This is a genomic window from Aquabacterium sp., from assembly GCF_050725395.1.
GTDB lineage: Bacteria > Pseudomonadota > Gammaproteobacteria > Burkholderiales > Burkholderiaceae_C > Aquabacterium.
Genome location: NZ_JBOHHL010000026.1, coordinates 38,840 through 63,151 on the forward strand (window position 1 = coordinate 38,840; position 24,312 = coordinate 63,151).

Annotated in this window: 20 protein-coding genes; 15 read left to right on the plus strand and 5 right to left on the minus strand. The window is 64.6% G+C overall.

The genetic code is table 11. The features are described 5' to 3' along the window. Positions 1-23 precede the first annotated feature (23 nt). A complete protein-coding gene (locus ACREB4_RS15395; protein ID WP_431589110.1) occupies positions 24-1,418 on the minus strand; it encodes a PLP-dependent aminotransferase family protein in 1,395 nt (464 codons plus the stop codon). A gap of 354 nt (positions 1,419-1,772) precedes the next feature. Between ACREB4_RS15395 and ACREB4_RS15400 the strand changes: the two genes are divergently transcribed. The 14 genes from ACREB4_RS15400 (at position 1,773) to ACREB4_RS15465 (ending at position 17,797) form a co-directional block, all read left to right on the plus strand. Continuing rightward, complete coding sequence (locus ACREB4_RS15400) at positions 1,773-2,255, plus strand: MSMEG_0572/Sll0783 family nitrogen starvation response protein (protein WP_230182357.1); 483 nt, start codon at positions 1,773-1,775, stop codon at positions 2,253-2,255. After that, on the plus strand, positions 2,255-3,301 hold the full coding sequence (locus ACREB4_RS15405) for a Nit6803 family nitrilase (RefSeq protein ID WP_431589111.1): 1,047 nt from the start codon (positions 2,255-2,257) through the stop codon (positions 3,299-3,301). The genes ACREB4_RS15400 and ACREB4_RS15405 overlap by 1 nt, the downstream gene beginning before the upstream one ends. Then, on the plus strand, positions 3,264-4,355 hold the full coding sequence (locus tag ACREB4_RS15410) for an MSMEG_0568 family radical SAM protein (RefSeq protein WP_431589127.1): 1,092 nt from the start codon (positions 3,264-3,266) through the stop codon (positions 4,353-4,355). The genes ACREB4_RS15405 and ACREB4_RS15410 overlap by 38 nt, the downstream gene beginning before the upstream one ends. Before the next feature lie 43 nt (positions 4,356-4,398). Continuing rightward, positions 4,399-4,947, plus strand: coding sequence for an MSMEG_0567/Sll0786 family nitrogen starvation N-acetyltransferase (locus tag ACREB4_RS15415; RefSeq protein ID WP_431589128.1), 549 nt, complete (start codon positions 4,399-4,401; stop codon positions 4,945-4,947). After that, on the plus strand, positions 4,944-5,927 hold the full coding sequence (locus ACREB4_RS15420) for a sll0787 family AIR synthase-like protein (protein WP_431589112.1): 984 nt from the start codon (positions 4,944-4,946) through the stop codon (positions 5,925-5,927). The genes ACREB4_RS15415 and ACREB4_RS15420 overlap by 4 nt, the downstream gene beginning before the upstream one ends. Beyond that, a complete protein-coding gene (locus ACREB4_RS15425; RefSeq protein WP_431589113.1) occupies positions 5,920-7,158 on the plus strand; it encodes an MSMEG_0565 family glycosyltransferase in 1,239 nt (412 codons plus the stop codon). The genes ACREB4_RS15420 and ACREB4_RS15425 overlap by 8 nt, the downstream gene beginning before the upstream one ends. Continuing rightward, positions 7,124-7,414, plus strand: a complete 291-nt coding sequence (locus ACREB4_RS15430) for an MSMEG_0570 family nitrogen starvation response protein (protein ID WP_431589114.1) — start codon at positions 7,124-7,126, stop codon at positions 7,412-7,414. The genes ACREB4_RS15425 and ACREB4_RS15430 overlap by 35 nt, the downstream gene beginning before the upstream one ends. Positions 7,415-7,441: 27 nt before the next feature. After that, entirely contained in the window at positions 7,442-8,740 is a 1,299-nt protein-coding gene (locus ACREB4_RS15435; protein ID WP_431589115.1) for an MSMEG_0569 family flavin-dependent oxidoreductase, read from the plus strand. Between the two features lie 100 nt (positions 8,741-8,840). Next, positions 8,841-11,147, plus strand: a complete 2,307-nt coding sequence (locus ACREB4_RS15440; RefSeq protein WP_431589116.1) for a type I secretion system permease/ATPase — start codon at positions 8,841-8,843, stop codon at positions 11,145-11,147. Positions 11,148-11,158: 11 nt separating this feature from the next. Next, positions 11,159-12,391, plus strand: a complete 1,233-nt coding sequence (locus ACREB4_RS15445) for an HlyD family type I secretion periplasmic adaptor subunit (RefSeq protein ID WP_431589117.1) — start codon at positions 11,159-11,161, stop codon at positions 12,389-12,391. Positions 12,392-12,393: 2 nt separating this feature from the next. After that, positions 12,394-13,776 (plus strand): TolC family protein, encoded by a 1,383-nt coding sequence (locus ACREB4_RS15450; protein ID WP_431589118.1) that lies wholly within the window; start codon positions 12,394-12,396, stop codon positions 13,774-13,776. 76 nt (positions 13,777-13,852) lie between these two features. Then, positions 13,853-15,082, plus strand: coding sequence for a lactonase family protein (locus ACREB4_RS15455; RefSeq protein ID WP_431589119.1), 1,230 nt, complete (start codon positions 13,853-13,855; stop codon positions 15,080-15,082). Between the two features lie 157 nt (positions 15,083-15,239). Next, positions 15,240-17,216 carry a tetratricopeptide repeat protein gene (locus tag ACREB4_RS15460; RefSeq protein WP_431589120.1) on the plus strand — a complete coding sequence of 659 codons (1,977 nt, stop codon included), beginning with the start codon at positions 15,240-15,242 and terminating at the stop codon, positions 17,214-17,216. A gap of 83 nt (positions 17,217-17,299) precedes the next feature. Then, positions 17,300-17,797, plus strand: a complete 498-nt coding sequence (locus ACREB4_RS15465; RefSeq protein WP_431589121.1) for a methyltransferase domain-containing protein — start codon at positions 17,300-17,302, stop codon at positions 17,795-17,797. A 92-nt stretch (positions 17,798-17,889) separates the two neighbouring features. On the opposite strand, the gene ACREB4_RS15470 is transcribed toward ACREB4_RS15465, so the two are convergent. Continuing rightward, the gene (locus tag ACREB4_RS15470) at positions 17,890-19,101 is read right to left on the minus strand and encodes a glycosyltransferase family protein (RefSeq protein WP_431589122.1); all 1,212 of its coding nucleotides are present in this window, start codon (positions 19,099-19,101) and stop codon (positions 17,890-17,892) included. 11 nt (positions 19,102-19,112) lie between these two features. After that, positions 19,113-19,880, minus strand: coding sequence for a DUF5672 family protein (locus ACREB4_RS15475; protein ID WP_431589123.1), 768 nt, complete (start codon positions 19,878-19,880; stop codon positions 19,113-19,115). Positions 19,881-20,041: 161 nt separating this feature from the next. On the opposite strand from ACREB4_RS15475, the gene ACREB4_RS15480 reads away from it, so the two are divergent. Then, the gene (locus ACREB4_RS15480; protein WP_431589124.1) at positions 20,042-20,767 is read left to right on the plus strand and encodes a class I SAM-dependent methyltransferase; all 726 of its coding nucleotides are present in this window, start codon (positions 20,042-20,044) and stop codon (positions 20,765-20,767) included. Positions 20,768-20,806: 39 nt separating this feature from the next. On the opposite strand, the gene ACREB4_RS15485 is transcribed toward ACREB4_RS15480, so the two are convergent. Together ACREB4_RS15485 and ACREB4_RS15490 are read right to left on the minus strand one after the other, a co-directional pair. Beyond that, on the minus strand, positions 20,807-21,760 hold the full coding sequence (locus ACREB4_RS15485) for a glycosyltransferase family 2 protein (protein WP_431589125.1): 954 nt from the start codon (positions 21,758-21,760) through the stop codon (positions 20,807-20,809). Positions 21,761-21,892: 132 nt separating this feature from the next. Continuing rightward, positions 21,893-24,312 (minus strand): beta strand repeat-containing protein (locus ACREB4_RS15490; protein ID WP_431589126.1); only part of this gene is annotated, 2,420 nt, incomplete at its 5' end.

Here is a 24,312-nt window from a genome sequence, read left to right on the forward strand (position 1 = left end):
GGCAGCTCAGTGGGTTTTGGGCGTCAGGACCGCACGGTGGCATGGGGGTGCAGGGGGTGGTCCAGCGTGTCGGCGATCAGTCTCAAAGCTTCTTCGCATTCGCCGCGTGACAGGGGCCCTCCCAGGCAGATGCGCACCGCGTCTGGTGGATCGCCATCGGTCGAAAAGGCCGCGCTGGCGACCACGCCCACGCCCTGTGTGCGCAGATAGGACGCGAACTCCACCATGCTCCATGGCGATGACAGTGGCAACCACAGGTGGAAGCCTTCGGGCTGAGCCAGGAACTGGTGTTGTCCCAGGTGGTGTTCGGCCATGGCTTGCCGTGCCATGGATTCGGCGCGCACGGCGTGCAGCATGGCATCGGCCGTGCCATCGGTGACCCAGCGCGTGGCCAAGGCATTGGTGATGGGCGAGGCCATGACCGTCGTGGCCCGCAAGGCGCCGGCCAGGGTCTGCGCCTTGCGGGCGTTTGGTGCGCAGACATAGGCGGTGCGCAGGCCAGCGCCCAGGCATTTGCTCAGGCCGGTGACGTAGTACGTCAATTCAGGGGCGAGCAGGGCCAGTGGCGTGGGCGCATGCCGTGGCAGCATCCCATAGGCATCGTCCTCGATGATGGGCACGCTGTAGCGCAGGGCGATGTCGGCCAGGGCTTCGCGGCGGCTTTTCGTCACCGTGGCCGTGGTCGGGTTCAGCATGGTCGGGTTGCAGTACAAGGCCTTGGGCTTAAGCGTCTTGCAGGCCTGTTCGAACTCGAAGGCACTGGGGCCATCGTCGTCCAGCGGCAGGGCGTGCAGCTTGATGCCCAGCTGCGTGGCGATGGCCTTGATGCCGGGGTAGGTCAATGCTTCGACGCAGATGAGCTCGCCGGGGCGAGCCAGTTGCGACACCAGCGCGGCCAGGGCGCTGTGGATGCCGGGGCAGACCAGCACGCGCGAGGCATCGCAATCCGGCAGGTGCCGGCGCAGCCACTGCACGCTGGCGTCCTTGTCTTGCGGTGATCCGCCGAAGTCCTGGTAGCGCAGCAGGTCGTACAGGTCGGCGCGGGCCATCACGTCCATGGCACTTTCGTGCATGCGGGCCTGCAGGCCGGCGTCTTGCGGCTCGGGTGGCAGGTTCATGGTCATCTCGGCGCCGCTGCCGCCGCGCAAGGGCAGGGAGGGGCTGCTGCCACGCACATAGCTGCCGTAGCCGGGGCGCGAGTCGATCAGGCCGCGCTTGCGGGCCTCGGCGTAGGCCCGAGCGACGGTGGTGTAGTTCAGGCTGAGGTCGTCGGCCAATTCGCGCAAAGTGGGCAGGCGATCGCGTGCGGTGAGGCGACCGCTGCGCAGGTCTTCGGCAATCAGGTCGGCGATCAGGGTGTAGGCGGGTTGCCCGCTGGATTCAAGGCGGCGCAGCCAATGCTGGGTGGGTTTGCTCATGGCGGATTGATCGCATTCATTGATGGCATGGGATTGAGGCTGATTGATTGCATGAAGCGGGCCTGATCGCGGGGTTGCCCCAGCGGGATCAATCCCAATCAAGGTGCATGGCGACTCGATGATCGGAGGCATTGATCGCATGGCTCGGCGCTGTTTCGGTGCGCTCTTGATCGGAGGCGTTCGCTGGTTCAGTCGGCTCCTCAGTGCCCTTGGATTTTTTTTCAGGCCGCCACGGCGCGTGGTTGGGACTTGATTGCGGATTGATCGCTTTTCACGGGCCATCCGGTGGCACACACCGTGCAAAACAAGTTGCGCACGCAGCGTTTGCGGCGACCACACCACCGGAGAAGATCCATGCCCAAAGTCACCAAGCCAGCCAACCAAACCGGCGATTTCCTGGTCGATTACGAAGAGAAGGTTTTTGAAGACGTGAAGGCCGATCCCGGCGAGAAGGCCCTGGTCACCTTCCACACCGTGGCCTTTGAAGGCTCCATCGGTTTCGTCAACCTGTTGCAGGCCACGCGCCTGCAACGCAAGGGCTTCGAGACCTCCATCCTGCTGTACGGCCCGGGCGTGACGCTGGGTGTGCAGCGCGGCTTCCCCACCCTGGGCGATGAAGCCTTCCCGGGCCACCAGAACTTCAACAACCAGATCAAGAAGTTCATCGCCGAAGGCGGCAAGGTCTACGCCTGCCGCTTCGCCCTGCAAGCCTTGTACGGCCACGGCGAAGGCGCGCTGATCGAAGGCATCAAGCCGATCAGCCCGCTCGACGTTCTTGACATCGTGCTGCTGCACCGCAAGAGCAACGCCTTCATCCTGGACACCTGGACCCTGTGATGGCGACCACTGGCATCATCCGCGCGGCGGCGGTCCAGATCTCGCCCGACTTCGAGTCGCTTGATGGCACCTTGAACAAGGTCTGCGAGGCCATCGACCAGGCGGCCGCCAAGGGCGTGCAGATCGTGGTCTTTCCCGAGACCTTCGTGCCGTACTACCCGTACTTCTCTTTCGTGCGGCCGCCCGTGGCGTCGGGGGCCGACCACGTGCGGCTGTACGAGCGTGCGGTGGTGGTGCCGGGGCCCGTCACCCAGGCGGTGGCCGGGCGCGCCAAGGCGCATGGCGTCGTCGTGGTGCTGGGCGTGAACGAGCGTGACCACGGCAGCCTGTACAACACGCAGCTGATTTTCGACGCCAATGGCGAGCTGGTGCTCAAGCGCCGCAAGCTCACGCCCACCTTCCATGAACGCATGATCTGGGGGCAGGGCGATGCGGCGGGCCTGAAAGTGGTGGACACCGCCGTGGGCCGCCTGGGCGCACTGGCCTGTTGGGAGCACTACAACCCGTTGGCCCGTTACGCGCTGATGACGCAGCACGAAGAGATCCACTGCGCGCAGTTTCCCGGCTCGCTGGTCGGGCCCATCTTCGGTGACCAGATCGAGGCGACCATCCGCCACCACGCGTTGGAAGCCGGCTGTTTCGTCATCAACGCCACTGGCTGGCTGACCGACGCGCAGATCACCGCCATCACGCCCGACCCGGCCTTGCAGAAGGCGCTGCGAGGTGGCTGCAACACGGCCATCGTCTCGCCCGAAGGCGTGCACCTTGCCCCGCCTTTGAAGGAAGGCGAGGGCATGGTCATCGCCGACCTGGACATGGCGCTGATCACCAAGCGCAAACGGATGATGGACTCGGTGGGCCACTACGCGCGGCCAGAACTGCTGAGCCTGGCCATCAACGACCGACCCGCCACCACGGCCTTCCCCATGCCATCACGGAGCCAAGACCATGACCACGCTGGACAGCAACCCAACCCTTCCTCCGCCCTCGGCGGCCAGCCGGCAACTGATGACGGAGCTGCAGTCCTTCGGCTTGCGGCTGGCTGACCCGGGCTCGCCCAATGGTGGCGTGGCCAGCCGGCGCGGCGGCGCGGGGCCGTCGGACCACAAGGCGGTGACGGTGGACGGGCACACCATCATGGTCCCCGTGCACACGTCCAGCGCCTGGAACTCGCCCTTCGTGGCGCAGGCGCCGGATGCGCAGGGGCAGAGCAAGCTGACGCGTGGCAGCATCCCGATCGCGAGCATTGCCTTTCCCAAACAGCCGCGCTTTTATGCCATGCAGACCATGGACGGCGTGCCTTACTCGCACATCGCGACCCTGCACGGATCGGACGTGCTGGCCACCACGGTCCTGCAGGAATGCATCCGCTACGCGAGCCGGCGCAAGACCTGCCAGTTCTGCGCCATTGGCCAGTCATTGGCCGCAGGCCGCACCATCGCGCACAAAACGCCCGAGCAATTGGCCGAGGTGGCGCGCGCCGCCGTGCTGCTGGACGGCGTCAAGCACATGGTGATGACGACGGGCACGCCAAACGCGACAGACCGGGGTGCCAAGGTGCTGTGCGACAGCGCCTTCGCCATCAAGGCCGCCGTGAACTTGCCGCTGCAAGGCCAATGCGAGCCGCCGGACGACGACCGCTGGTTCCAGCGCATGCACGCTGCGGGCATCGACACCCTGGGCATGCACCTGGAGGCCGTGACACCCGAAGTGCGCGAACGCATCATGCCGGGCAAAGCCTCGGTGCCCTTGAGTCGCTACATGGCTGCCTTCGAGGCTTCGGTGAAGGTGTTCGGGCGCGGGCAGGTCAGCACCTACATCCTGGCCGGGCTGGGCGACACGCGCGAAGCCATCCTGTCGATTTCTGAAAAGCTGCTGTCGCTGGGGGTGTACCCCTTCGTGGTGCCCTTCGTGCCCATCAGTGGCACGCCGTTGGAAGACCACGCGCCGCCATCGTCCGATTTCATGAGGTCGATCCTCGCGCCGTTGGGGGCCATGGTGGGCAAGGCGGGTTTGCGTTCGGGTGACATCAAGGCGGGTTGCGGCAAGTGCGGTGCGTGCTCGTCGCTGTCGGTGTATGAAACCGGCGCCACGGCTTGACGGGGCACAAGGCATGGACGCCACCTTGAACAATCCTGTTGCGATGGCGGCGATGTGCGAACTGCCCACCGCCTTCACGCCTTGCGAGTTCCGCGTGAAGTGGGCCGACAGCGCCTGGGAGATCGACCAGGCCCGCCGCCTGAGGCGTGCCGTGTTCTGCGTGGAACAGGGCGTCTTCGTGGGCGATGACCTGGACGTGGTCGACCAGCAGGCGCAAGCCCTCGTGGCGGTGTCGCAAGTGGGCGGCATGCCCGACCAGGTGGTGGGCACGGTGCGCATCCACGAGGCCGAGCCCGGTTTGTGGTGGGGCTCCAGGCTGGCGGTGCATGCCGCCTTCCGGCACCACGGACGCCTGGGCGCCATGCTGATCCGGCTGGCGGTGTGCAGCGCGCACGCGCGGGGCTGTCACCTCTTCCTGGCGCACGTGCAGCAACAGAACGTGCCTTTGTTCGAGAAGCTGAACTGGACTTGCTTGAAAGCCGAGACCCTGCATGGCCGGCCGCACGCCTTGATGCAGGCCCGGCTCGACCAGCACCCGCCTTGCCACGACCCCTTGTGGGGATTCGCCACCCGAAGCCGGAGCCCCGCATGAACCTGACTGAGCTGACCACCGCCTTGCAGTCGAGCCGAGGATTCGCCCACAAGCGCGACATCGGGGACGTGATGGGCGCCCTGGCCAAGGCTTTGCCTGGCGGTGTCGACGACCTGTCGCAAGCGGTGGCCGTGGGCGATGACTGCGCGGCCATTCCCGACGGCGACGGTTACCTGCTGTTCGCCATCGAAGGCTTTGCCCCCGACTTCGTCGAAGGCATGCCCTGGTTCGCGGGTTACTGCGGCGTGATGGTCAACGTGAGCGACATCTACGCCATGGGCGGCCGGCCCATGGCCGTGGTCGACGCCTTGTGGAGTGACGGGATGTCCCCTGGCGGTGAAATCTTGCGTGGTCTGGCGGAGGCATCCCAACGCTATGGCGTGCCCATCGTGGGCGGCCACAGCAACAACCGCTGTCAGGGAGGCCAGTTGGCCGTGGCCATCCTGGGCCGGGCCCGCAAGCTGCTGACCAGCTTCAACGCCCGACCTGGCGACAGGCTTTTGATGGCGGTGGACCTGCGTGGAAGCTATCAAGAACCTCACCCTTACTGGAACGCCTCGACCAGCGCCCCGGCCGAGCGCCTTCGAGCCGACCTGGAACTGCTGCCCGCCCTGGCCGAGGAAGGCCTGTGCGATGCGGCCAAGGACATCAGCATGGCCGGTGCCGTGGGCACGGCCTTGATGCTGCTGGAATGCTCCCAGGTGGGGGCGGTGATCTACCTGGACGCCATTCCCCGGCCGCCCGGCGTGCCCATGCTGCGCTGGCTGCAATCGTTTCCCAGTTATGGTTTTGTGATGAGCGTGAGACCGGAGCTGGCCGCCGCCGTGGCGGCGCGGTTCCGGGCCCGCGGCCTGGCCTGCCAGGAAGTGGGCGAGGTGACCGCCTCGCCGCGCGTCATGCTGAGGTGCCAAGGCGAGGAAGCGCTGCTGTGGGACGTGTCGGAACAGACCTTCATTGGCGCCAGGGCCGACCATGTCTGAGGCCCTGCATGGCGCTTTGCGCATCGCCCTGCTGACCCATTCGGTCAACCCACGGGGTGGAGTGGTCCACACGCTGGAACTGGCGCAAGCCTTGCACCAGGCCGGCCACCGCGTGACGGTGATGGCCCCGGCCACCGCTGGCCAAGCTTTTTTCCGCCCCTTGCCGTGCCCCGTCGAATTGATCCCGGTCGGGCCCGCCTCACGCGACATGACCGAGATGGTCGGCGCACGCATCCAGGCCATCGAGCGGCATGTGCTGGGTTGGCTGGAGGCTGGCCATGCCTTCGACGTGCTGCACGCACAGGATGCGATCGGTGCCAATGCCTTGGCCAATCTGCGAGATCGGGGCTTGATCAGCGGCTTTGTGCGGACCGTGCACCACCTGGACCATTTCGACGATCCCCGCCTGATGGCCTGGCAGACCCGCGGCTTTCTCGCGGCCAGCCAGGTGCTGTGCGTGAGCCGGCTCTGGCAGAGCGTGTTGCGCCAGGAACATGGCCTGGAAGCGGCCTTGGTTCACAACGGGGTCGACACACTGCGCTACAGCCGCGTCCCAGAGCCGTGCGACCAGCAGGTTCGCCAACGGCATGGGCTGGTGGCAGGACAGGCCCATGGCGCGCCGCTGTTCCTCATGGTGGGCGGTGTGGAAGAGCGCAAGAACACCCTGCGCGTGCTCGAAGCCTTCATCCAGATCAGGCACGACCTGCCTGGTGCCCAACTGGCGATCGTGGGCGGCGCCAGCCTGCTCAACCACGACGACTACGTGCAGCAGTTCAGCGCCACCCTCCAAGCCAGCGGCCTGCCGATCGGTCCCGGCCAAGCCGTCGTCATCACTGGCGCGGTGCCCGACCGCGACATGCCCGCCTTGTTCCGCGCCGCCGACGCCTTGCTGATGCCCTCGGTGCGCGAAGGCTTTGGCCTGGTCGTGCTCGAGGCCTTGGCAAGCGGGACCCCCGTGGTGGTCTCCCGCATCGCCCCTTTCACCGAATACCTGGACGACACCGACTGCACCTGGGCCGACCCGATGAGCGTGGCGTCCATCGCCCGCGCCATGCACGAGGTGCTGAAGCACAAAGCCAGCGCGGACACCCTGGCACGCGAACCTCCCGACGTTTGCCGACGCTTCAGCTGGCCCGCCAGCGCCCAACGCCATGCCGCGCTCTACCGTGCTTTCCATTCACTCAGGGAGTTGCCCCATGCCCGCCATGCACTTTCACCTTCGCTGGCCTGACGGCAGCGTCACGCGCTGCTATTCGCCTTCGCTGGTCATCAAGGATTACTTCCAGCCCGGCCGCGGCTATCCCTTGCCGCAGTTCATGGACCAGGTGCGCGAGGCCTTGAACATCGCCTCCGAACGCGTCCGCGCGAAGTTCGGCTTCGCCTGTTCGGCGGCCATGGACCAACTGGCCGACCTCGAAAGGCAGGCGCAGCGCTTTGACGCCACCAAGGACACGGCCCAAGTCCAAGTTTTGTCATTCGATGAATAAGCCAAGACCCATTTCAACGAGATCACCATGAGCAAGACCACCACTTCATCCATTCCACACCATGGCGTCATCGTCGTCGGGGGCGGGCAGGCCGGCCTGTCGGTCAGCCACTGCCTGCAGCAGCGCCACATCGACCACCTGGTGATCGAAAAAAGCCAGCCCATGCATTCTTGGCGCACCCAGCGCTGGGACGCCTTCTGCCTGGTCACGCCGAACTGGCAGTGCAAGCTGCCGGGCTGGGAGTACCAAGGCAGCGACCCACACGGCTTCATGAAGAAGGACGAGATCCTGGCCTACCTGGAAGGCTTCAAGCAGCACGTGAACGCGCCCATGCTCGAAGGTGTGTCCGTCAAGCGCGTGGCGCCGCGCCGGCAGGGTGGCTTCGAGGTGTCGACGTCCGAAGGCGATTTCACGGCCGACCAGGTGGTTGTGGCCTCGGGGGGCTACCACCAGCCCATCATCCCGCGCATGGCCGAGCGCCTGCCCGCCCACATCGTGCAGATTCATTCCGAGCAGTACCGCAACCCGCAAGCCTTGCCCGAAGGCGCGGTGCTGGTGGTGGGCTGCGGGCAGTCTGGCGCGCAAATCGCCGAGGACCTGCACCTGGGCGGCCGCCAGGTTTTCCTGGCCACGGGCAACGCGCCCCGTTGCGCGCGCTTCTACCGTGGCAAAGACGTGGTCGACTGGCTGGCCGACATGGGCTACTACGAGAAATCCGTCAACGAGCACCCGTTGCGCGAGGGCGTGCGCGACAACACCAACCACTACGTCACCGGCCGTGATGGTGGCCGCGACATCGACCTGCGCAAGTTCGCCCTTGAGGGGATGGAGCTGTTCGGTCTGCTCAAAGGACTGGATGGCCAGGTGCTGCAGTTCGAGGGTGATTTGCGCGAGAACCTGGACCACGCCGACCGCATCTACAACGGCATCAACGCGTCGATCGACCAGTTCATCGCCGCTTCCGGCATCGAGGCCCCACCCGGCGAGGTTTACCAACCGCTTTGGCAACCGAAGGAAGAACGGCTCACCCTCGATTTGCGGGTGGCCGGCATCACCTCGGTCATCTGGTGCATCGGGTTCCAGCCGGATTTCAGCTGGCTGGACGCGCCAGTGTTCAACGGCAAGGGCCACCCTGGCCACGTCAGGGGCGTGACCGCCGTGCCGGGCCTGTACTTCATCGGCCTGCCTTGGCTGCACACCTGGGGCTCGGGTCGATTTTCCGGGGTGGCGCGGGATGCCCAGTTCCTGGCCCAGCAGATCGAGGCCCGCCGTCCGGAAAACCTGGCCCAGGTGCAAAACGAGGAGGAGCTGAGTCTCTTGTCCTGAATCAGGCCCGGAATAGACGGGTCAACGGGGTTTTATTGCGCCTTAAGTCCTGAGCGTCGATCTCTAGCATGCAGAGGTACGACATGAAGGAGTTTCCTAGGTGGAAGACGCAGTTGACCCTGGCTTGGCCGATCCGCACGAGGCGCTAGAGCAGCCTCTGGTGGAAGGCGAGGGTGCGCCTTCTTCCTACGATGGCCCGCCTCCAAGCGACCCGATGCTGGAAGCATTGCTCTGGCTGTGCCGCCACCATGGCGTGGACCGCACGCCGGCTTCCCTGCTGAATGGCCTGCAATTGAATGGCCCGATGACGGCCATGCAGGCGGTTCAGTTGTTGCGCCAGGCAGGCTTCAATGCCACCGTGGTGCGCCGTCCCCCCAGCAAGATCCTGACTTTGCTGATGCCGGTGGTGATGCTGCTCAAGAACGGCGACGCCTGCATCGTGACACGCCGTGTCGGCGAGCGCTCCAAGCGCGCGGGCGGGGCGCGGTACGAAGTGATCATGCCCGGGGCGGACAACGAGATCTGCACCGCCACCGAAGAAGAATTGCTGCCCGAGTATTCGGGCTACACCCTGGTCGCTGCCTTGCGGGCGGGCATGCGCCATGGCACCCCCGAGGTCGAGGAGTCCGACTCCCACTGGTTGTGGTCCACGCTGCGCAACTACGTGCCTTACTACCGTTCGGCCATGCTGGCCGCCTTGATCAGCAATGTGCTGATGCTGGTGACGGGTTTCTTCACCTCGGTGGTGTACGACAAGGTCATTCCCAACAAGGCCCTGGTGACGCTTTGGTCGTTGGGTGCCGGCACGCTGCTGGGCATCGCCTTCGACATGGTGGCGCGGCAACTTCGCAGCTACCTGATCGACATGGCCGGCAAGAAGGCCGACCTGAAGCTGGGCAACATGCTGTTCAACCAGGCGCTGGCCATCCGTCTGGAGCACCGGCCGGAATCGGCGGGCTCCTTCGCGCACCGCCTGTCCCAGATCGAAGTGGTGCGTGATTTCACGGCCTCGGCCAGCATCTCGGTGGTCACGGACATGCCCTTCATCCTGCTGTTCGTGATCATGACCTACGTGATCGCCGGGCCCTTGGTCGCCGTCTTGCTGGTGGCGATTCCGCTGGTGTTCTGCATGTCCTGGGCCATCCAGAAATACCTGCGCCGCATGATGTCGGCCAACATGAGCCAGCATGCCAATTTGCAAGGCGTGCTGGTCGAAGCCGTCGAGGGCATGGAAGACGTGCGGGCCGCTGGCGCGCAAGGCTATTTCTCGACGCGCTACGAAGAGGCCAATGCCGCCGCAGCGCATTCCTCGTTGCGCTCGCGCGCCGTGGCCAGTTGGGTCAGCAACTTCACCACGGTCATCCAGCCGCTGGTCACGGTCAGCATGTTGATTTGGGGCGTGCTGCTGATCGAAGACAACAAGATTTCCGGAGGCGCTTTGATCGGCGCCGTGATGTTCGCGGGCCGGGCCATCGCGCCCCTGACCTCGGTCGTCGCGCTGGCGGGGCGTTACCAGGGGGCCAAGGCCGCCCTGATCGCCCTGAACCAGTTGATGGCCCTGCCGACCGAGCGTGACCCCGGCAAGCGCTACCTGTCGCGCACATCGCTGACTGGCCAGGTCGGCCTGCACGACGTGAGCTTTGCCTACCCCAAGGGCAACAACCAGCATTCGCCCACCGTGCTCAAAGGGGTGAGTCTGCAGATTCGCCCCGGCGAACGCGTGGCCATCCTGGGCAAGATCGGCAGCGGCAAGTCCACCATCCTGCGTTTGCTGGGCGGCCTGTACCAGCCCACCGACGGTTTCGTCGAAGTGGATGGCATCGACCTGCGCCAGATCGACCCCACCGATTTCCGCACCCACGTTGGATTCGTGTCGCAGGAACCCAGGCTTTTCCAGGGGACCTTGAAGGACAACGTGATGCTGGGCCGCGCCAACGCGGACATGAGCCACTTCATCAACGTGGCCCGCTTGACGGGGCTGGACAAGCTCGCCGCCGGCCACCCCATGGGCTATGACCTGCCTGTGGGTGAGATGGGGGCTTTGCTGTCGGGCGGCCAACGCCAGCTGGTGGCTTTGGCCCGTTGCCTGGTGACGCGCTCGCAGATCCTGCTGATGGACGAGCCGACCAGTTCCATGGACGCGCAGGCCGAGTCCAGTTTCATCAACCACCTGCGCACCGCCGTGGATGGCCAGACCCTGGTCGTCGTCACGCACCGTCCGGCCTTGCTGGACGTGGTCGACCGCGTGATCGTGGTGGATTCCGGCCGCATCCTGGCCGATGGCCCCAAAGCCCACGTGCTGGCCTTGCTGGCCGGCAAGCCCGTGCCCACCGCCGCGGCGCCCCAACCGGTGCAAGCCGAAGCTCCCCAGGCGCGGCGTGAGCTGAGCGCTGCTGGTGGGATGTAAGGGAAGGGCGCATGTCATCACACGCTGACAAGGTGCAGGGCCATTACTTCCGGGGCGACGAACGTTTCCTGTCGGGCGTCAAGGAAGCCCAGCTGACCGAGGCCACGCCGCGTGCGTCGTGGGCGCTGTACCTGATGTTCATCGCCGTGCTCACGGCCGTGGTCTGGGCTTGCGTCGCCCGCGTCGATCAGGTGACCAAGGCCGAAGGCCGGGTGGTGGCCGATGGCCGCGAACAAGTGATCGCCAGCCTTGAAGGCGGCATCCTGCACAAGATGCTGGTTCGCGAAGGCATGCTGGTCGAGAAAGGCCAGGACCTGTTGCAGATGGACCCGACCCGTTTCGAGGCCCAGCAGAACGAAGGCCAGGCCAAGCTCGTGGCCCTGAAGGGGACTTTGTCGCGGCTGGTGGCCGAGTCCACCGGACGACGTCTGTTGTTCCCGCCCGAAGTGCTGGCCCAGCCACAGATCGTGCAGGGCGAATCCGAATCCTATGCCGCGCGCCGCCAGGCGCTGGAAGAGGGTGTGGCCGTGAACCGCCGCAGCCTGGCTTTGCTCAACCGCGAACTGGCCATGGCGCAACGCATGTCGGCCAAGGGCCTGATGTCCGAGGTCGAGGTGATGCGCCTGCAACGCCAGGGCAATGACCTGACGCTGCAGATCCAGGAACGCATCAACCGCTTCCGGCAGGAGGCCAGCACCGAGCTGGTCAAGGCCCGCACGGAACTGGCGCAGCTCGAAGAGCAGATGGTGGTCAAGCAGGACGTCCTGACCCGCACGACTTTGAAGTCGCCGGTGCATGGCCTCGTCAAGAACATCCGCATTGCCACGGTGGGTGGTGTGGTCCAGGCCGGCTCGCCGATCATGGAAATCCTGCCCATCGGTCCGCGCGTGCTGATCGAGGCGCGCATCAAGCCTTCGGACATCGGCTTCGTCAAGGTGGGACTGCCGGTCACGGTCAAGCTGTCCGCTTACGACTACTACATCTACGGTGGCCTCAAGGGCACGATCGATTACATCAGCCCCGATGCCTTGGGCGAAGAGGCCAAGGCCGCTGCCGCGCAGGACACCACTTACTACCGGGCCCTCATCCGGTCCGACCAATCCACCTTGCACCAGGGCAAGAAGCCCCTGATGGTGATGCCTGGCATGACGGCATCGGTCGAGGTGCGCACCGGCGAACGCACGGTGCTGGAGTACCTGCTCATGCCGCTCGTCAAGTCACAGGAAGCCTTCCGGGAACGTTAGCCATGAAATTTGTTGAAACACTGAAGTTGAGCTTGTTGGCGGGCGCCCTGGCAGGTCTGTTCTGCGGTCAGGCGGTGGCCGGGCGCTGCACCGACGATGTGGTGCCCCCCCCGAAGTCAGGCGCCAAGGCCGCAGCCGCCACCCCGGCACCCGACACCGAAGCGCCGCTGGACCCGATGACGCAGTTGCGATTGATTGCCCGCGAAGCCGCGCGCCGCAGCGCCGAAGTGGGCGCGGCCAAGTTGCTGGCCGAGGCCGCCGATTACGACCTGGAAGAGACCAAGGGCGGACGCTATCCCCAAGTCAGCGTCAGCGGCACGGTCGGGCCTGGCAGAACCCAGGTGGACGGTGTCACGACGCAAAAAGGCACCCAGAGCAACGTGTCCTTGAATGTGTCGTCCAACCTGTACGACGGGGGGCGCCTGAACCGCCTGACCGAGTGGCGCAGCCAACTGGCCGGGTCGGCCAAGTACGGCGCGGCCGTGACGCAAGAGCAAGTGGTGCTGGAAGCGGTCACCACGGCGCTCGAGCGGAACCGGTTTCGCCTGCAGGCCCAGGTCTACCAGCAATATGCCCGCAAGATGAGTTGCCTGGTCGAGGCCCTGGAAGGCATCGTGGCCGAGGACAAGGGGCGGGCCAGTGAACTGGTGCAGGCCCGCAAGACCCAGGCTCAAACCGAACTGTCACGCGATGCGGCCTTGGCGCAGAGCCGCCAGATCGAGTTCCGCCTGCGCAAGATCATTGGCGACAAGCTGGCGTTGGGCGAAGGCATCACCGTGCCGCTGGCTGCCGTGCCTGAGATCGGCGAAATCAACCGCCAGATCGAATTCGGCAACGATGCGCAACAGCTGCGCACCCAGGCCGATGCCATGGAGAGCTATGCCAAGGCCGTCGTCGCGGGCCAGAAGCCCCAACTCAACTGGGCCCTGTCCAAGACCGAAGGCCTGGCGGGCTCCGCCAAGGTGTCTTCCTGGCAGGCCGGCGTGAGCGTCTCGTACAGCCTGTTCAATGGCTTCTCGGACAAGGCCGCGTCCATGGCCGCCAACAAGCGTGCCGAATCGGCGCGCCAGCAACTGGCCGAGTTGCTGTCCTCGAAATTCGCCCGCACGGCGGAGGTCTACGACATCGCGACCACGTCACTTGAACGGGCCAAGCGTTATGTCGATGTGTTGCGTGACAGCGAAAAGGTCCGCAACTTCACCTTCCAGCAGTGGTCTCAGCTGGGCAAGCGTTCCCTGTTCGACGTGATGTCTTCCGAGGCCGATCACTTTGGCCTGCGCATTGCCTACGTCAACGCCCTGCACGATGGCTTTGCCGCAAGTGCCCAGATGCGCTCGCTGGGCAGCGGTTTGTCCGTTTGGCTCATGCCGGAGCAAAAGCCATGACCATCAAGCCTGCCCTGCAATTGCCGATATCCCTTCGAAAGCCGCATAATCGATTGCACATCATGGCAGGGGTTCTATGAACAGACACAGCTTGGCGTGGGTGCTGGCGGCCGGGATGGCCAGCCTCCTGGTGACCGCGTGTGGCGGCAACAACCCGAACTATGTGACCTCCGCGTCTCCGACTCCACCGGTCTATGTGCCGGGTGCCGGCATTGCCCCGCCTCGATTTGCCTATGTGGTCAACCGGGGGACCAGCAATGTGTCAGGTTTTTCTGTCAACGCAACCTCGGGCCTGCTGACGCCGATCGCCGGTGCTGGTTCGCCCTGGGTCACTGGCACCAATCCTGAATCCATTGCCGTGGATCCCGGGGTCAGGTTTGCCTACGTGGCCAACAATGGCAGCAACAACGTCTCGGTGTTCAACATCAACAGCGACGGCTCCCTGACCGCCAACGGCTTGCCTGCAACGGCTGGCTCCCAGCCCACGGCCGTGACCGTGGACCCGCAGGGGCGCTATGTCTACGTTGCCAATGGCGACATCGCCGCCAGCACCATCTCGGCTTACAGCTTGAACAGCACCACGGGCCAGTTGACCCCGATTGCCGGCTCGCCGTTCGCCTCGACTGGCACCAATCCGCGGAGCATCGCGGTGGACCCCACCGGCAAGTTCGTGTACGTGGCGAACTTCGCCTCCTCCTCGATCTCGATCTATTCGATCGACACCAGCAGCACGGGCGGGCATGTGCCAGGCGCGCTGATCCTCCAAGGCACGGTGACCACGACGGTGGACTCGCCGAACTCGATCACCGTCGTGACGTCTGCGACGGGCATCTATGCCTATGTGGCCAATTTTGGGAATGACAGCGTCACCGCCTACAGCGTCAACACGACCAATGGCGCCTTGACACCGACCAATCCAGGCCTCGCGCTGTCGGGTGGCACGACACCCACTTCCGTGGCGGTCGAGCCCAACGGCAAGTTCGCCTACGTGACCAATCTGTCCTTGCCAGGCACGGGCAATGTGGCCGCCTTCAGCATCGGTCAAGCGGTCGGCAATGCTGGTGCTTTGACGGCCTTGGGGGGCGCCAGTGCCACGGCCGCCCTGACGGGGGGGGCACCTTATTCGGTGGCCGCAGACCCCTCTGGCAAATTTATCTACGCCGTGCAGAGTGCGACCAACCAGATCACTGGTTTCACCCTGAACGCCACCACGGGGGCCTTGACCCCCATGTCCACCCAGTTTGCGACGGAAACAGGTAGCCCACCGCCCACCAGCGACGGCCGGTTCATCCTCATCACCAAGTGATCGAAGGCGAAGCCGGGGAGAAACACCCTGGCCTTGAATAAGGCCAAGCCTGGCCGCAGAATCAAGGCGGTTTTCACCGCTTTGTTGTCCCGAGCGTGAATTTTTACCTCCTCTAAGCTGGATGTCGCGGCGATAGCGCCGTGTCACAGGGCCTCCAATGATGGGAAATCGATTCCACGCCACCGCGCCCCGGCGCAACCAGCCCGCGAAGGGGCAGGGCGACGATGCCGCGCCGGTGCTCACCCATGATCCTTCGGCCTTGATCCGGGGCATCGAGCTGCAGAACCAAGGCCGCATCCCCGAGGCCGAAGCCCTGTTCCGTACCTACCTGGGCACGCACCCGGCCGATGGCGCCGCGCTTTACTCGCTGGCCGTGATCCTGTTGCAGCGTGGCGACCACGCCCAGGCCATCGAATTGCTTTCAGGCGGCGTGGTGGCCTGTCCCACCTTCGCGCCCTTGTGGATGGCTTACGCCAATGCCCTGCAATCGACCGGCCGGCTGGCCGAGGCCTTGGCCAGCTACGACAAGGCCCTGGAAATCAATCCTCAATACACCGAGGTGCTGCTCAACAGCGGCGTGCTGCTGCGCGAGCAACAACGCCACCTGGAGGCGCTGGAACGTTTCCAGCGCGTTCTGGCCATCAAGCCGGACCACGAAGCCGCCATGGGCAACAGCGGCATCATCCTGACCGAGTTCAAGCGCAGCGAAGAGGCCATTGCCATGTTCGAGCGCCTGCTGAAGGTCAACCCGAACTACGACTATGGCCTGGGCCTGCTGGCCTATGAGCGCCTGCATGCCTGCGACTGGCACGGCTTTGCCGACAACTCGGCGAAAATCATTGACGGCATCAAGGTTCGCCAGCGCACCTGCAAATCCTTGCCCTTGATGGCGTTCTCCGACGACTGCGCGGACCACCAGATCAGCGCCCAGATTTTCGCGGCGCGCTTCCCGCCGTCCAAGAAGCCCTTGTGGACCGGTGAACGCTACCGCCATCGCAAGATCCGCCTGGCCTACGTGTCGCCCGACCTGCGCGAACACCCGGTCGGCCACCTGATGTGCGGCATTTTCGAGCACCACGACAAATCGCGATTCGAAACCGTGGCGATCTCCCTCGGCATCGACGACAAGAGCCGCCTGCGTTCGCGCATGCTGGGCTGTTTCGACCAGTTCGTGGACGCCCGCGCGATGACTTCGCGCCAGATCGCCGAGCTGATGCGCTCGATGGAAATCGATGTGGCCGTCGATTTGGCCGGTTACACGGCCGATTCGCGCACCGACATCTTTGCCAACCGCCCCGTGCCTGCGCAGGCGAACTTCCTGGGCTATCCCGGCACCCTGGGCACCGGCTACATGGACTACATCATTGCCGACCGGCATGTGATCCCGCCCGAACACCAGCGTTTTTACAACGAGAAGGTGCTGTACCTGCCCGACGCCTACCTGCCCACCGACGCCGGCCTGAAGATCTCCGAACGCACGCCCACCCGCGCCGAATGCGGCCTGCCCGACACCGGCGTGGTGTTCTGCTCCTTCAGCCACGACTACAAGATCAACCCGCCCCTGTTCGACATCTGGATGCGCCTGCTGGCCAAGGTGCCTGGCAGCGTGTTGTGGCTGATGTCGCGAAGCCAGGTCTCGCAGGCCAACTTGCGCAAGGAAGCTCAGGCGCGGGGCATCGACCCGTCGCGCCTGGTGTTCGCCGGTCGGGTTCCCCTGGTCGAGGACCACATGGCGCGCTACCGCCAAGCCGACATCTTCCTGGACACCCATCCCTACAACGCCCACACGACGGCGGCCGATGCCCTGATGGCGGGCTTGCCGGTGGTGACCTTCATGGGGGGCGCTTTCCCGGCGCGCGTGGCTGGCAGTCTGTTGCACGCCGTGGGCATGCCCGAACTGGTCGCCGATTCAGCCGAAGGCTACGAGGCGCTGGCGCTGCAACTGGCCAGCAACCCTGAGTTGCTTCAGGGCGTCAAGGCCAAGCTGCGGGCCCAGCAGGCCACGCAGGCCTTGTTCGACACCGGCAGCTTCTGCCGCAACCTCGAAGCCCTGTACGTGGCCATGTGGCGACAGTCGGAGCTGGGTGGCGCGGTGGATGCGCTGAGCAGCGCGCCCATCGGCGTGCCCGGATAAAAGCCATTACCAACAACTTGTTCACGGTTTCACGGCGGATCGATCTGCCGTAATCTTGACAAACCAATTGACAGGAGCATGTCGTGACGAAAACCCTCGACCTGGGCTGCGGACCCAACCCCAACAATCCCTTCAACGCCGACGAAGTCTATGGCGTGGACATCCGCGAGGACATCGGCCGCAACATCGCGAGCGCCGACCTGGCGCTGGACCCGATTCCCTATGACAACAACATGTTCGAGTTCGTCTCGGCCTACCAGTTCATCGAGCACATTCCGCGCGTCATTTACGCGCCGAACCACCGACTGCCTTTCGTGCAGTTGATGAACGAGATCTACCGGGTGTTGAAGGTGGGGGGCGTGTTCCTGTCGGTGACGCCGGCCTACCCGCACAATGCCGCCTTCCAGGATCCGACGCACGTCAACATCATCACGGAAGACACCTTCATCCGTTATTTCGACGACACCCACCGCTGGGCCAAGATCTATGGCTTCGCCGGCCATTTCAAGATCCTGAAGCAGGAATGGATGGGGGCCAACCTGGTCACCCAGATGCAGAAAGTGTTGCCGCCCGCCGCTTGACCCGAGCTGGCCGGATGGGATGAAAAAAGGATGCCACCCGGCATCCTTTTTTCATGGCCGCCTGGCGAGCGGACTGGCCTGGGCCTCGAGGCTCAGAGGGCGTTCAGGTTCTTCACGATGAGCTGCGCCAGCAGGGCATAGCCCGAGTTCTGCGCCACGTCCTTTTGCACCGCTTTGATCAAGGCCGCGCGGACCCGGGCGTTTTCCGGTTTCGAGAAATACTCGGTCCGGTCTTTCAGGTCGTCCAGGGTCCGGTAGGACAGGTCTTCGTGGGACGAGGTCAGGTCGGCCAGGCCGGAGCGGGCATCGGTCAGGCACAAGCCGCCGGACATGATCACGTCGTGGAAGCGGTTCACCACGGCGTGGTCGAACTGCAGTGACGAGATGTTGATGCTGACCTTGCTTTTGTTGAACACACGTTGAACATCGGCGGGTTCGTACACCGCCGGGTGGTAGCCCACGCCAGGCCGTTGAACCTGGAGGTTGCGGGCCACGTTGTGCAGGTAGGCGGGGTCGCCGCCGAAGATGTCCAGCGGTGCGATGTCGCATTGCTCGAACACCCAACCCCGCAGAGGCATGGTCTGGCCGGTGATCTGGTTGCGCAGCCATTGCGCTTGCGCCACGCGGAGGACGGCCTGGTCGTTGGCATCGCCCAGTCCATCCAGCGCCTGGTCGGCGTAGGCCTTGACGCTGGGCTCCAGCGGCGTGCCGAAATCCTGGCGGCGGGCTTGCACGGCACCGTCCACCAGTTGGCGAAAGCGTTGCGAGTCGCCCGTGGGTTGGTAGTAGATGCTGGGCACGGCGTGCCCCACGAAGGTGGCGCCGTGGTCGAAGCCATCCAGGCTGGGCTCGGTGGCCGGCACCTCGCTGGCGTGCGGCACGACCTCGGCGCGGTGGATGCCGACCGAAGCCAGATCCTGGACATTGTCGGCTTCGATGCACAGGTGCGCGGAGCGTTCGGCCACGCGCTTCCAGGCCTGCAGTTTGGAGATGCCGCTCAGCAGGTTGATGCCGCCCAGGATGGCATCCTGGTGCAGGAAGATCATCTTGCCTGGGAAGTTTTCGAAGAAGTATTCGTCCTTGCCGGGCTGCTTGGACTGGATGATGTTGCCGGCCGCGTTGGACACGTAAGCCGCGCCACCTTGCTTGAGCAGGAACTGCTGGAAGGTGAGGCTGTTGAAGCCATCGGGCTTGACGACCATCACCTCCAGTCCGCAGCGCGACAGTTCGGCGCCCAGGGCGTGCGCGATGCGCCGGTAGATGGGCGTTCTGGATTCTTCGATGTAGACGGTGCGTGTGGTCATGGGCTCAAGCCTCAGGCCTGGGTTGGCAGGTGAGGGCGGACGCCATCGGCGTGAGGGCCCAGGAGGTCGAGCCAGAAGGCCGGGTTGTATTTCCACCAGGCATGCCCGCCCATGGGCGGGCGCTGCTGGTTCACGGCATGGTAGTACTCGGGTTTGAGTTCCAGCGCGAAGGTCGAGGCGACGAACTCGTTGGGCATGACGAAGTCGAGCGAGACCGGGCCCATGAAACCGAAGAACAGGTCCTCGCTGGAGCCGGTCTTGACGAAGTAGTCCACGGCTTCGGGAAACTCTTCCAGCAGGGCGATGCACTTGGGGATGCGGCGCAGGCTCAAGCCGCCGTTGCCGACGTGCGTGCGGATCCGCTTGCCCAGTCCGCCTTCGAAGCGGCCGAGGTTGATCAGGATCTCCAGACCGTCCGGCCAGGGGGCGCCCACGTAGTCGTAGGGACGGGCGCACCAGGTGTCCAGCTCGTCCTTGAGCAGGATGGCGTCGGTCTGCAGGATGAGCATGAATTCGTGCTGGTCGAAGCGCTGGTAGAAGGCCTTGGACATGAGCAGGCGGCTGTAACCCTGCACCGAGCTGAACGAAGAAGATTCGAAGGGGATGAAGGGGATGCCGGGGAAGTCGACGGCGTGGCGGCTCATGTCCAGGCCTTCGGGGCCCACGAAGAAAACCGCTCGGCCTTTCTGGAATTGGGCCAGCGAATGCCTGAGCGAAAAGTGCTCCAGCTCGCTGAGCTGAGCCTGGTAGATCGGCACGACGACGGCCACATTGCGCATACGGGATTCTCCTGGGCAGACTGCTGGGTAGGGTCATGGTGCGGGATTTGCCGGTGCCATGACAGCGGAACTGAGGGACTTCCCAAGGGCTTCTTGCGAGACCGCCAAAGGGGGGTGAACCATAGACTTGGTCAACGCCCGTTCATGCCCAAGGAGCTTTCATGATTCGCCAGATTGTCAAGGATTACGCCATCGTCGAGGAGATCGCTCCCCGGGATTACCAATTCAACGGCACGTCGGCGGCGCTCAAACCCATGATCCTGCACTTGTTTTCCGACAACACGCCGGCGCGTTCGGTGCTGGACATCGGCTTTGGCCGAGGCGAGCTCGGCCAGTTGATCAGGACCAATCCCGGCACCGCCCACTGGAGCGTGGACGGGATCGATGGCTTCGACGTGACCTGCTGCAACAAACCTCTCTTCGAGATGGGTTATTACCGCAACATCTGGCACGGCTATGCCCAGGACCTCGGCCCCGAGCAGTTGAAATCCTACGATGTGTTGTGCCTGCTGGACGTGATTGAGCACCTCGACGCGCCCACGGCCAAGGGCCTGTTGCGCAACCTGCTGTCTTCACTGGGCGAGAACTCGCTGCTTTTCATCAGCACGCCGCTGTGGTTCTACCCCCAGGATGCCCAACAAGAGGGCGACCTGGAAGAGCACTTGATCGGGGTGCCTGCCACCAGCATGATGTCGCTCAAGCCGCTGATGTATTCGGTGGGCGCGCGCCTGGTGGGCAATTTCGTGTTCGGGCGCCAGAGTTTGGCGCACATCGATGCCTTCGAGCCCACCACGGACCGTTCCTTCGACATCGAGCAAGGCACCAAACTGGCCCTGGACGTGGGCATGAAGCTGGACCCAGGCATCCTCTTCAAGATCACGTACTGACCTGAGGGCAAGCCGGGCTGATTCGTCAGCCCGGCTTTTTCATTGGTCGTCGCCGATGCCGCGCACCTTGCGCAGCTCGGCGCACAGGTCGCCCATGAACTGGTCGAACTTCTTGGTCAGGTTGATGCGCGACATGTCGCGCAACTCGATCTCATCCTTCGCCAGGCCGATGCGGGGAGCGTCCTCGTCGATGGACAACTCGTCGCTTTCCTGGTGCGGCTTGGCCACGTAGAGGAAAGCCATGTTCAGCATTTCCTCGGGGCTCAGGTGGTAATCGGCAGCGCGGATCTTCTCGGCCATCCGGTCCCAGTGCACGCCTTGCTCTTCCTTGTGGCGTCCCACCTTGATGGACAGTCGGCGTGAGCCCAGCAGGGCCTTGGCCTTGATCTGTTCCACCGAACGCACGGGGACGTGCTGCAGCACCGAGGTCAGCACCGTGCCTTCGACCATCTCTCCGTCGATGAACACCCAGTGGTTGCCCTCGGCGATCACACAATTCTTGGCGTGTTCGTTGCGGATCACGACCTTGTAGACCTGGTCGGGCTCCTTGCTGCGCTTGCGGAAGACCTCGTACAGCGGCGCCTTGGCGGTGAGGTAGTCGCCGTGGGTGGGGATGTAGGTCACCCAGGGCAGCAGGCCGCTGCCATCAGCGGGGATTTGCTCGTTCAACACCTCCGCCAGCGTGCCTTCTGGCGTGTGGATGAACTCGTCGCCATCCAAAGGGATGATGAAGTCGTACACATTGGTGGCCGCGACCTTGCGGGCGAGTGTGCTCAGCAGGACGGCCTGCTGAAAGTCCGCCGATTCGTGCTTGAAGATGGTCAGGGGATAGCCATGGGCCTGCATGGCCAGCAGGATCTGCTGCGTGCCATCCTGGCTGTTGTGGTCGAGCACGAAAATGTGGTCAACGCTGCGGCTGTTGACCTTGACGAACAACTCGATGATGTCGCATTCGTCCTTGACCATCGTGATGATGGCGATTTTCGTGCTCATGACGGACCTGCCTCCTGGGGTGTCTGCCCACGCCGGAAAAATCCACGCGGACCAGACTACATGGTGCGTCCATCCGGGGCAAGTCTTGCCCCGGATAAACGGCCATGGCTTGGCGCAGTTCCTCGGTTCGCGTCAGATCAACAGGTTGTTCTGCTTGTCGTCGACCAGTTGGGTGTGGTCGATGGTGACGAGCGGTACCTCGTGGTGAACCTCGGCAACGGTCAAGGTGGACTGGGTGGCGGCAGGGTCGGCATGCCCGGCGAGCAGGTCATGGCCCCGGTCGGACAGCAGGTCGTTCACGTTCACCCCCAGCGGATGCTCGGCGGTGCCCGCGGCGGCCACCTTGTCCTTGCCATCGTCAGCGGTGTCACCCGCCGTGGTGGCCGAGGCGGCCTGGACGGCGGCGTGGTGCGTGCCGTCGTCGGTGGCGGTGGTCGCCGCTGCCGTGGTGGTCGTCGAGGCGTCCTTGCTGAACCAGACGTCGGCCATCTGATGGTTGGCACCATCCGAGGTCTTGTAGCTGGAGATGAGGCCCAGCAGGTTGCCGTTGTCGACTTCCGTGCCGGTCTTGGCGTTCAGGTCGATCTCGATGATGCCCAGGCTGGCCAGGGTCTTGAGTTCGCCGTTGCCAGTGATGCCGTCACCATTGGCGTCCACCCACACCTGGAGGTCCTTGAAGTGGGCGTCGGCCAGGGTGAGCTTGCCGTCGTGGTTGCTGTCGATGTCCCTCATCGCCGTGTAGCCGTCGCCAGCGCGCTGTCCGCTGGACAGGACGGTGGCGGCGCCGAACAGCTCGGTGCCATCGTTGATCAGGCCATCATGGTTGCGGTCCATGACCAGCAGACCATCGGTGGCGGAGACCCAGCCCGCGGTGCTGGCATGTCCGTTCGCCAGGAGGTCGAAGTTGGTGCCATGGGCCGCGGAGACGGTGTGGACGCCATCACCATTGAGGTCCAGCACGATTGGCGAGACCGAGGTCAGCGCATTGGTCTGCTCCGTGGTCAGCGCCGCGAACTGGGTCGAGGTGATGGCCGCGGCCTGGACCATGCTCAGTGCAGCGATGTCGGTGGTCTCGATCGAGGCGATCTGGTCGGTGCTCAGCGCCTGGATCTGCGTCGTGCTGAACTCGTGGATCTGGGCCGTGGTGAGGGCCACGATGTCCGTGGTGGTGAAGGCGTGGATCTGGTCGGTTGTCAGGCCGTGGATCTGCGTGGTGGTCAGGGCCGCCACGTGGGCCGTGTTCAGCACAGCGATGTCGTCGGTCGTCAAGGCCGAGATTTGCTGCGTGTTCAGCACCGCCAGGTCGGTGGTCTGCATGGCACTCACTTCGGCCGTCGTGAAGGCGGCGATGTGGGTGGTGTTCATGGCCACGAACTGAGAGGTGGTCAGGGCCGTGAACTGGTCGGTGGCCAAGGCCGCGATCTGCGCCGTTGTGAAGGCCACGATCTGCGTGGTTGCCAGGCCGACGATGTGCGAGGTCGTCAGGGACTGGATCTGGTCCGTGGTCAGCGCGGCCACGCCGGAAGTGGTCAGTGACCGGACTTCCGCGGTGGTGAGCGCATCGATCTGCGCGGTGGTCAGGGCGGCGACCTGGCTGGTGCTCAGGCCAGCGATCTGGGCCGTCGTCATGGCCTTGAGATCGGTCGTTTCGATGGCGGCCACTTGCGCGGTCGTCATGGAGGCGACTTGGCTGGTGGTCAGCGAGGCGACCTGGTTGGTGGTCAGCGCAGCGATCTGATCCGTGGTCAGGGCTGCGACACCCGCCGTGGTCAGGGCGCGGATGTTGGTCGTGTTCAAGGCACCAAGGTCGGTGGTCTCGATCACGGCCACTTGGGCGGTCGTCAAAGCGGCGATCTGAGTGGAGACCAGGGCGGAGACCTGGTCGGTGTTCAGGGCGACGATCTGATCAGTCGTCAGGGCGGCGACACCGGAGGTGGTCAAGGCGCGGGCTTCAGACGTGGTCAGTGCAGCGACCTGGGCAGTCGTCAGGGCGGCCACTTGGGCCGTGTTCAGGCCTGCGATCTGGGCCGTGGTCATGGCCTTGAGGTCGGTCGTTTCGATGGCGGCCACTTGCGCGGTCGTCATGGAGGCGACTTGGCTGGTGGTCAGCGAGGCGACCTGGTTGGTGGTCAGCGCAGCGATCTGGTCGGTCGTCAGGGCAGCGACACCAGCCGTGGTCAGGGCGCGGATGTTGCTCGTGTTCAAGGCACCGAGGTCGGTGGTCTCGATCACGGCGACTTGCGCGGTGGTCAGGGCGGCGATCTGAGTGGAGACCAGGGCAGAGACCTGGTCGGTGTTCAGGGCGACGATCTGATCGGTCGTCAGGGCGGCGACACCGGAGGTGGTCAGGGCGCGTGCTTCAGACGTGGTCAGGACGGCGACCTGGGCGGTCGTCAGGGCCGAGACTTGGGCCGTGTTCAGGCCCGCGATCTGGGCCGTGGTCATGGCCTTCAGGTCAGTGGTCTCGATCGCGGCGATCTGAGCCGTCGTCATGGCGGCGACCTGGCTGGTGGCCAAGGCGGCGACTTGCGTCGTGTTCAGGGCAGCGATCT

Excerpts from the sequence above, each read along its gene's own strand:
- ACREB4_RS15470 (WP_431589122.1), bottom strand. The coding sequence starts at position 19,101 with ATGACCACACGCACCGTCTACATCGAAGAATCCAGAACGCCCATCTAC.
- ACREB4_RS15430 (WP_431589114.1), top strand. The coding sequence starts at position 7,124 with ATGCCCGCCATGCACTTTCACCTTCGCTGGCCTGACGGCAGCGTCACG.
- ACREB4_RS15455 (WP_431589119.1), top strand. The coding sequence starts at position 13,853 with ATGAACAGACACAGCTTGGCGTGGGTGCTGGCGGCCGGGATGGCCAGC.
- ACREB4_RS15410 (WP_431589127.1), top strand. The coding sequence starts at position 3,264 with ATGACGGAGCTGCAGTCCTTCGGCTTGCGGCTGGCTGACCCGGGCTCG.
- ACREB4_RS15400 (WP_230182357.1), top strand. The coding sequence starts at position 1,773 with ATGCCCAAAGTCACCAAGCCAGCCAACCAAACCGGCGATTTCCTGGTC.
- ACREB4_RS15475 (WP_431589123.1), bottom strand. The coding sequence starts at position 19,880 with ATGCGCAATGTGGCCGTCGTCGTGCCGATCTACCAGGCTCAGCTCAGC.
- ACREB4_RS15415 (WP_431589128.1), top strand. The coding sequence starts at position 4,399 with ATGGCGGCGATGTGCGAACTGCCCACCGCCTTCACGCCTTGCGAGTTC.
- ACREB4_RS15460 (WP_431589120.1), top strand. The coding sequence starts at position 15,240 with ATGATGGGAAATCGATTCCACGCCACCGCGCCCCGGCGCAACCAGCCC.
- ACREB4_RS15425 (WP_431589113.1), top strand. The coding sequence starts at position 5,920 with ATGTCTGAGGCCCTGCATGGCGCTTTGCGCATCGCCCTGCTGACCCAT.
- ACREB4_RS15480 (WP_431589124.1), top strand. The coding sequence starts at position 20,042 with ATGATTCGCCAGATTGTCAAGGATTACGCCATCGTCGAGGAGATCGCT.
- ACREB4_RS15435 (WP_431589115.1), top strand. The coding sequence starts at position 7,442 with ATGAGCAAGACCACCACTTCATCCATTCCACACCATGGCGTCATCGTC.
- ACREB4_RS15445 (WP_431589117.1), top strand. The coding sequence starts at position 11,159 with ATGTCATCACACGCTGACAAGGTGCAGGGCCATTACTTCCGGGGCGAC.
- ACREB4_RS15450 (WP_431589118.1), top strand. The coding sequence starts at position 12,394 with ATGAAATTTGTTGAAACACTGAAGTTGAGCTTGTTGGCGGGCGCCCTG.
- ACREB4_RS15420 (WP_431589112.1), top strand. The coding sequence starts at position 4,944 with ATGAACCTGACTGAGCTGACCACCGCCTTGCAGTCGAGCCGAGGATTC.
- ACREB4_RS15405 (WP_431589111.1), top strand. The coding sequence starts at position 2,255 with ATGGCGACCACTGGCATCATCCGCGCGGCGGCGGTCCAGATCTCGCCC.
- ACREB4_RS15395 (WP_431589110.1), bottom strand. The coding sequence starts at position 1,418 with ATGAGCAAACCCACCCAGCATTGGCTGCGCCGCCTTGAATCCAGCGGG.
- ACREB4_RS15485 (WP_431589125.1), bottom strand. The coding sequence starts at position 21,760 with ATGAGCACGAAAATCGCCATCATCACGATGGTCAAGGACGAATGCGAC.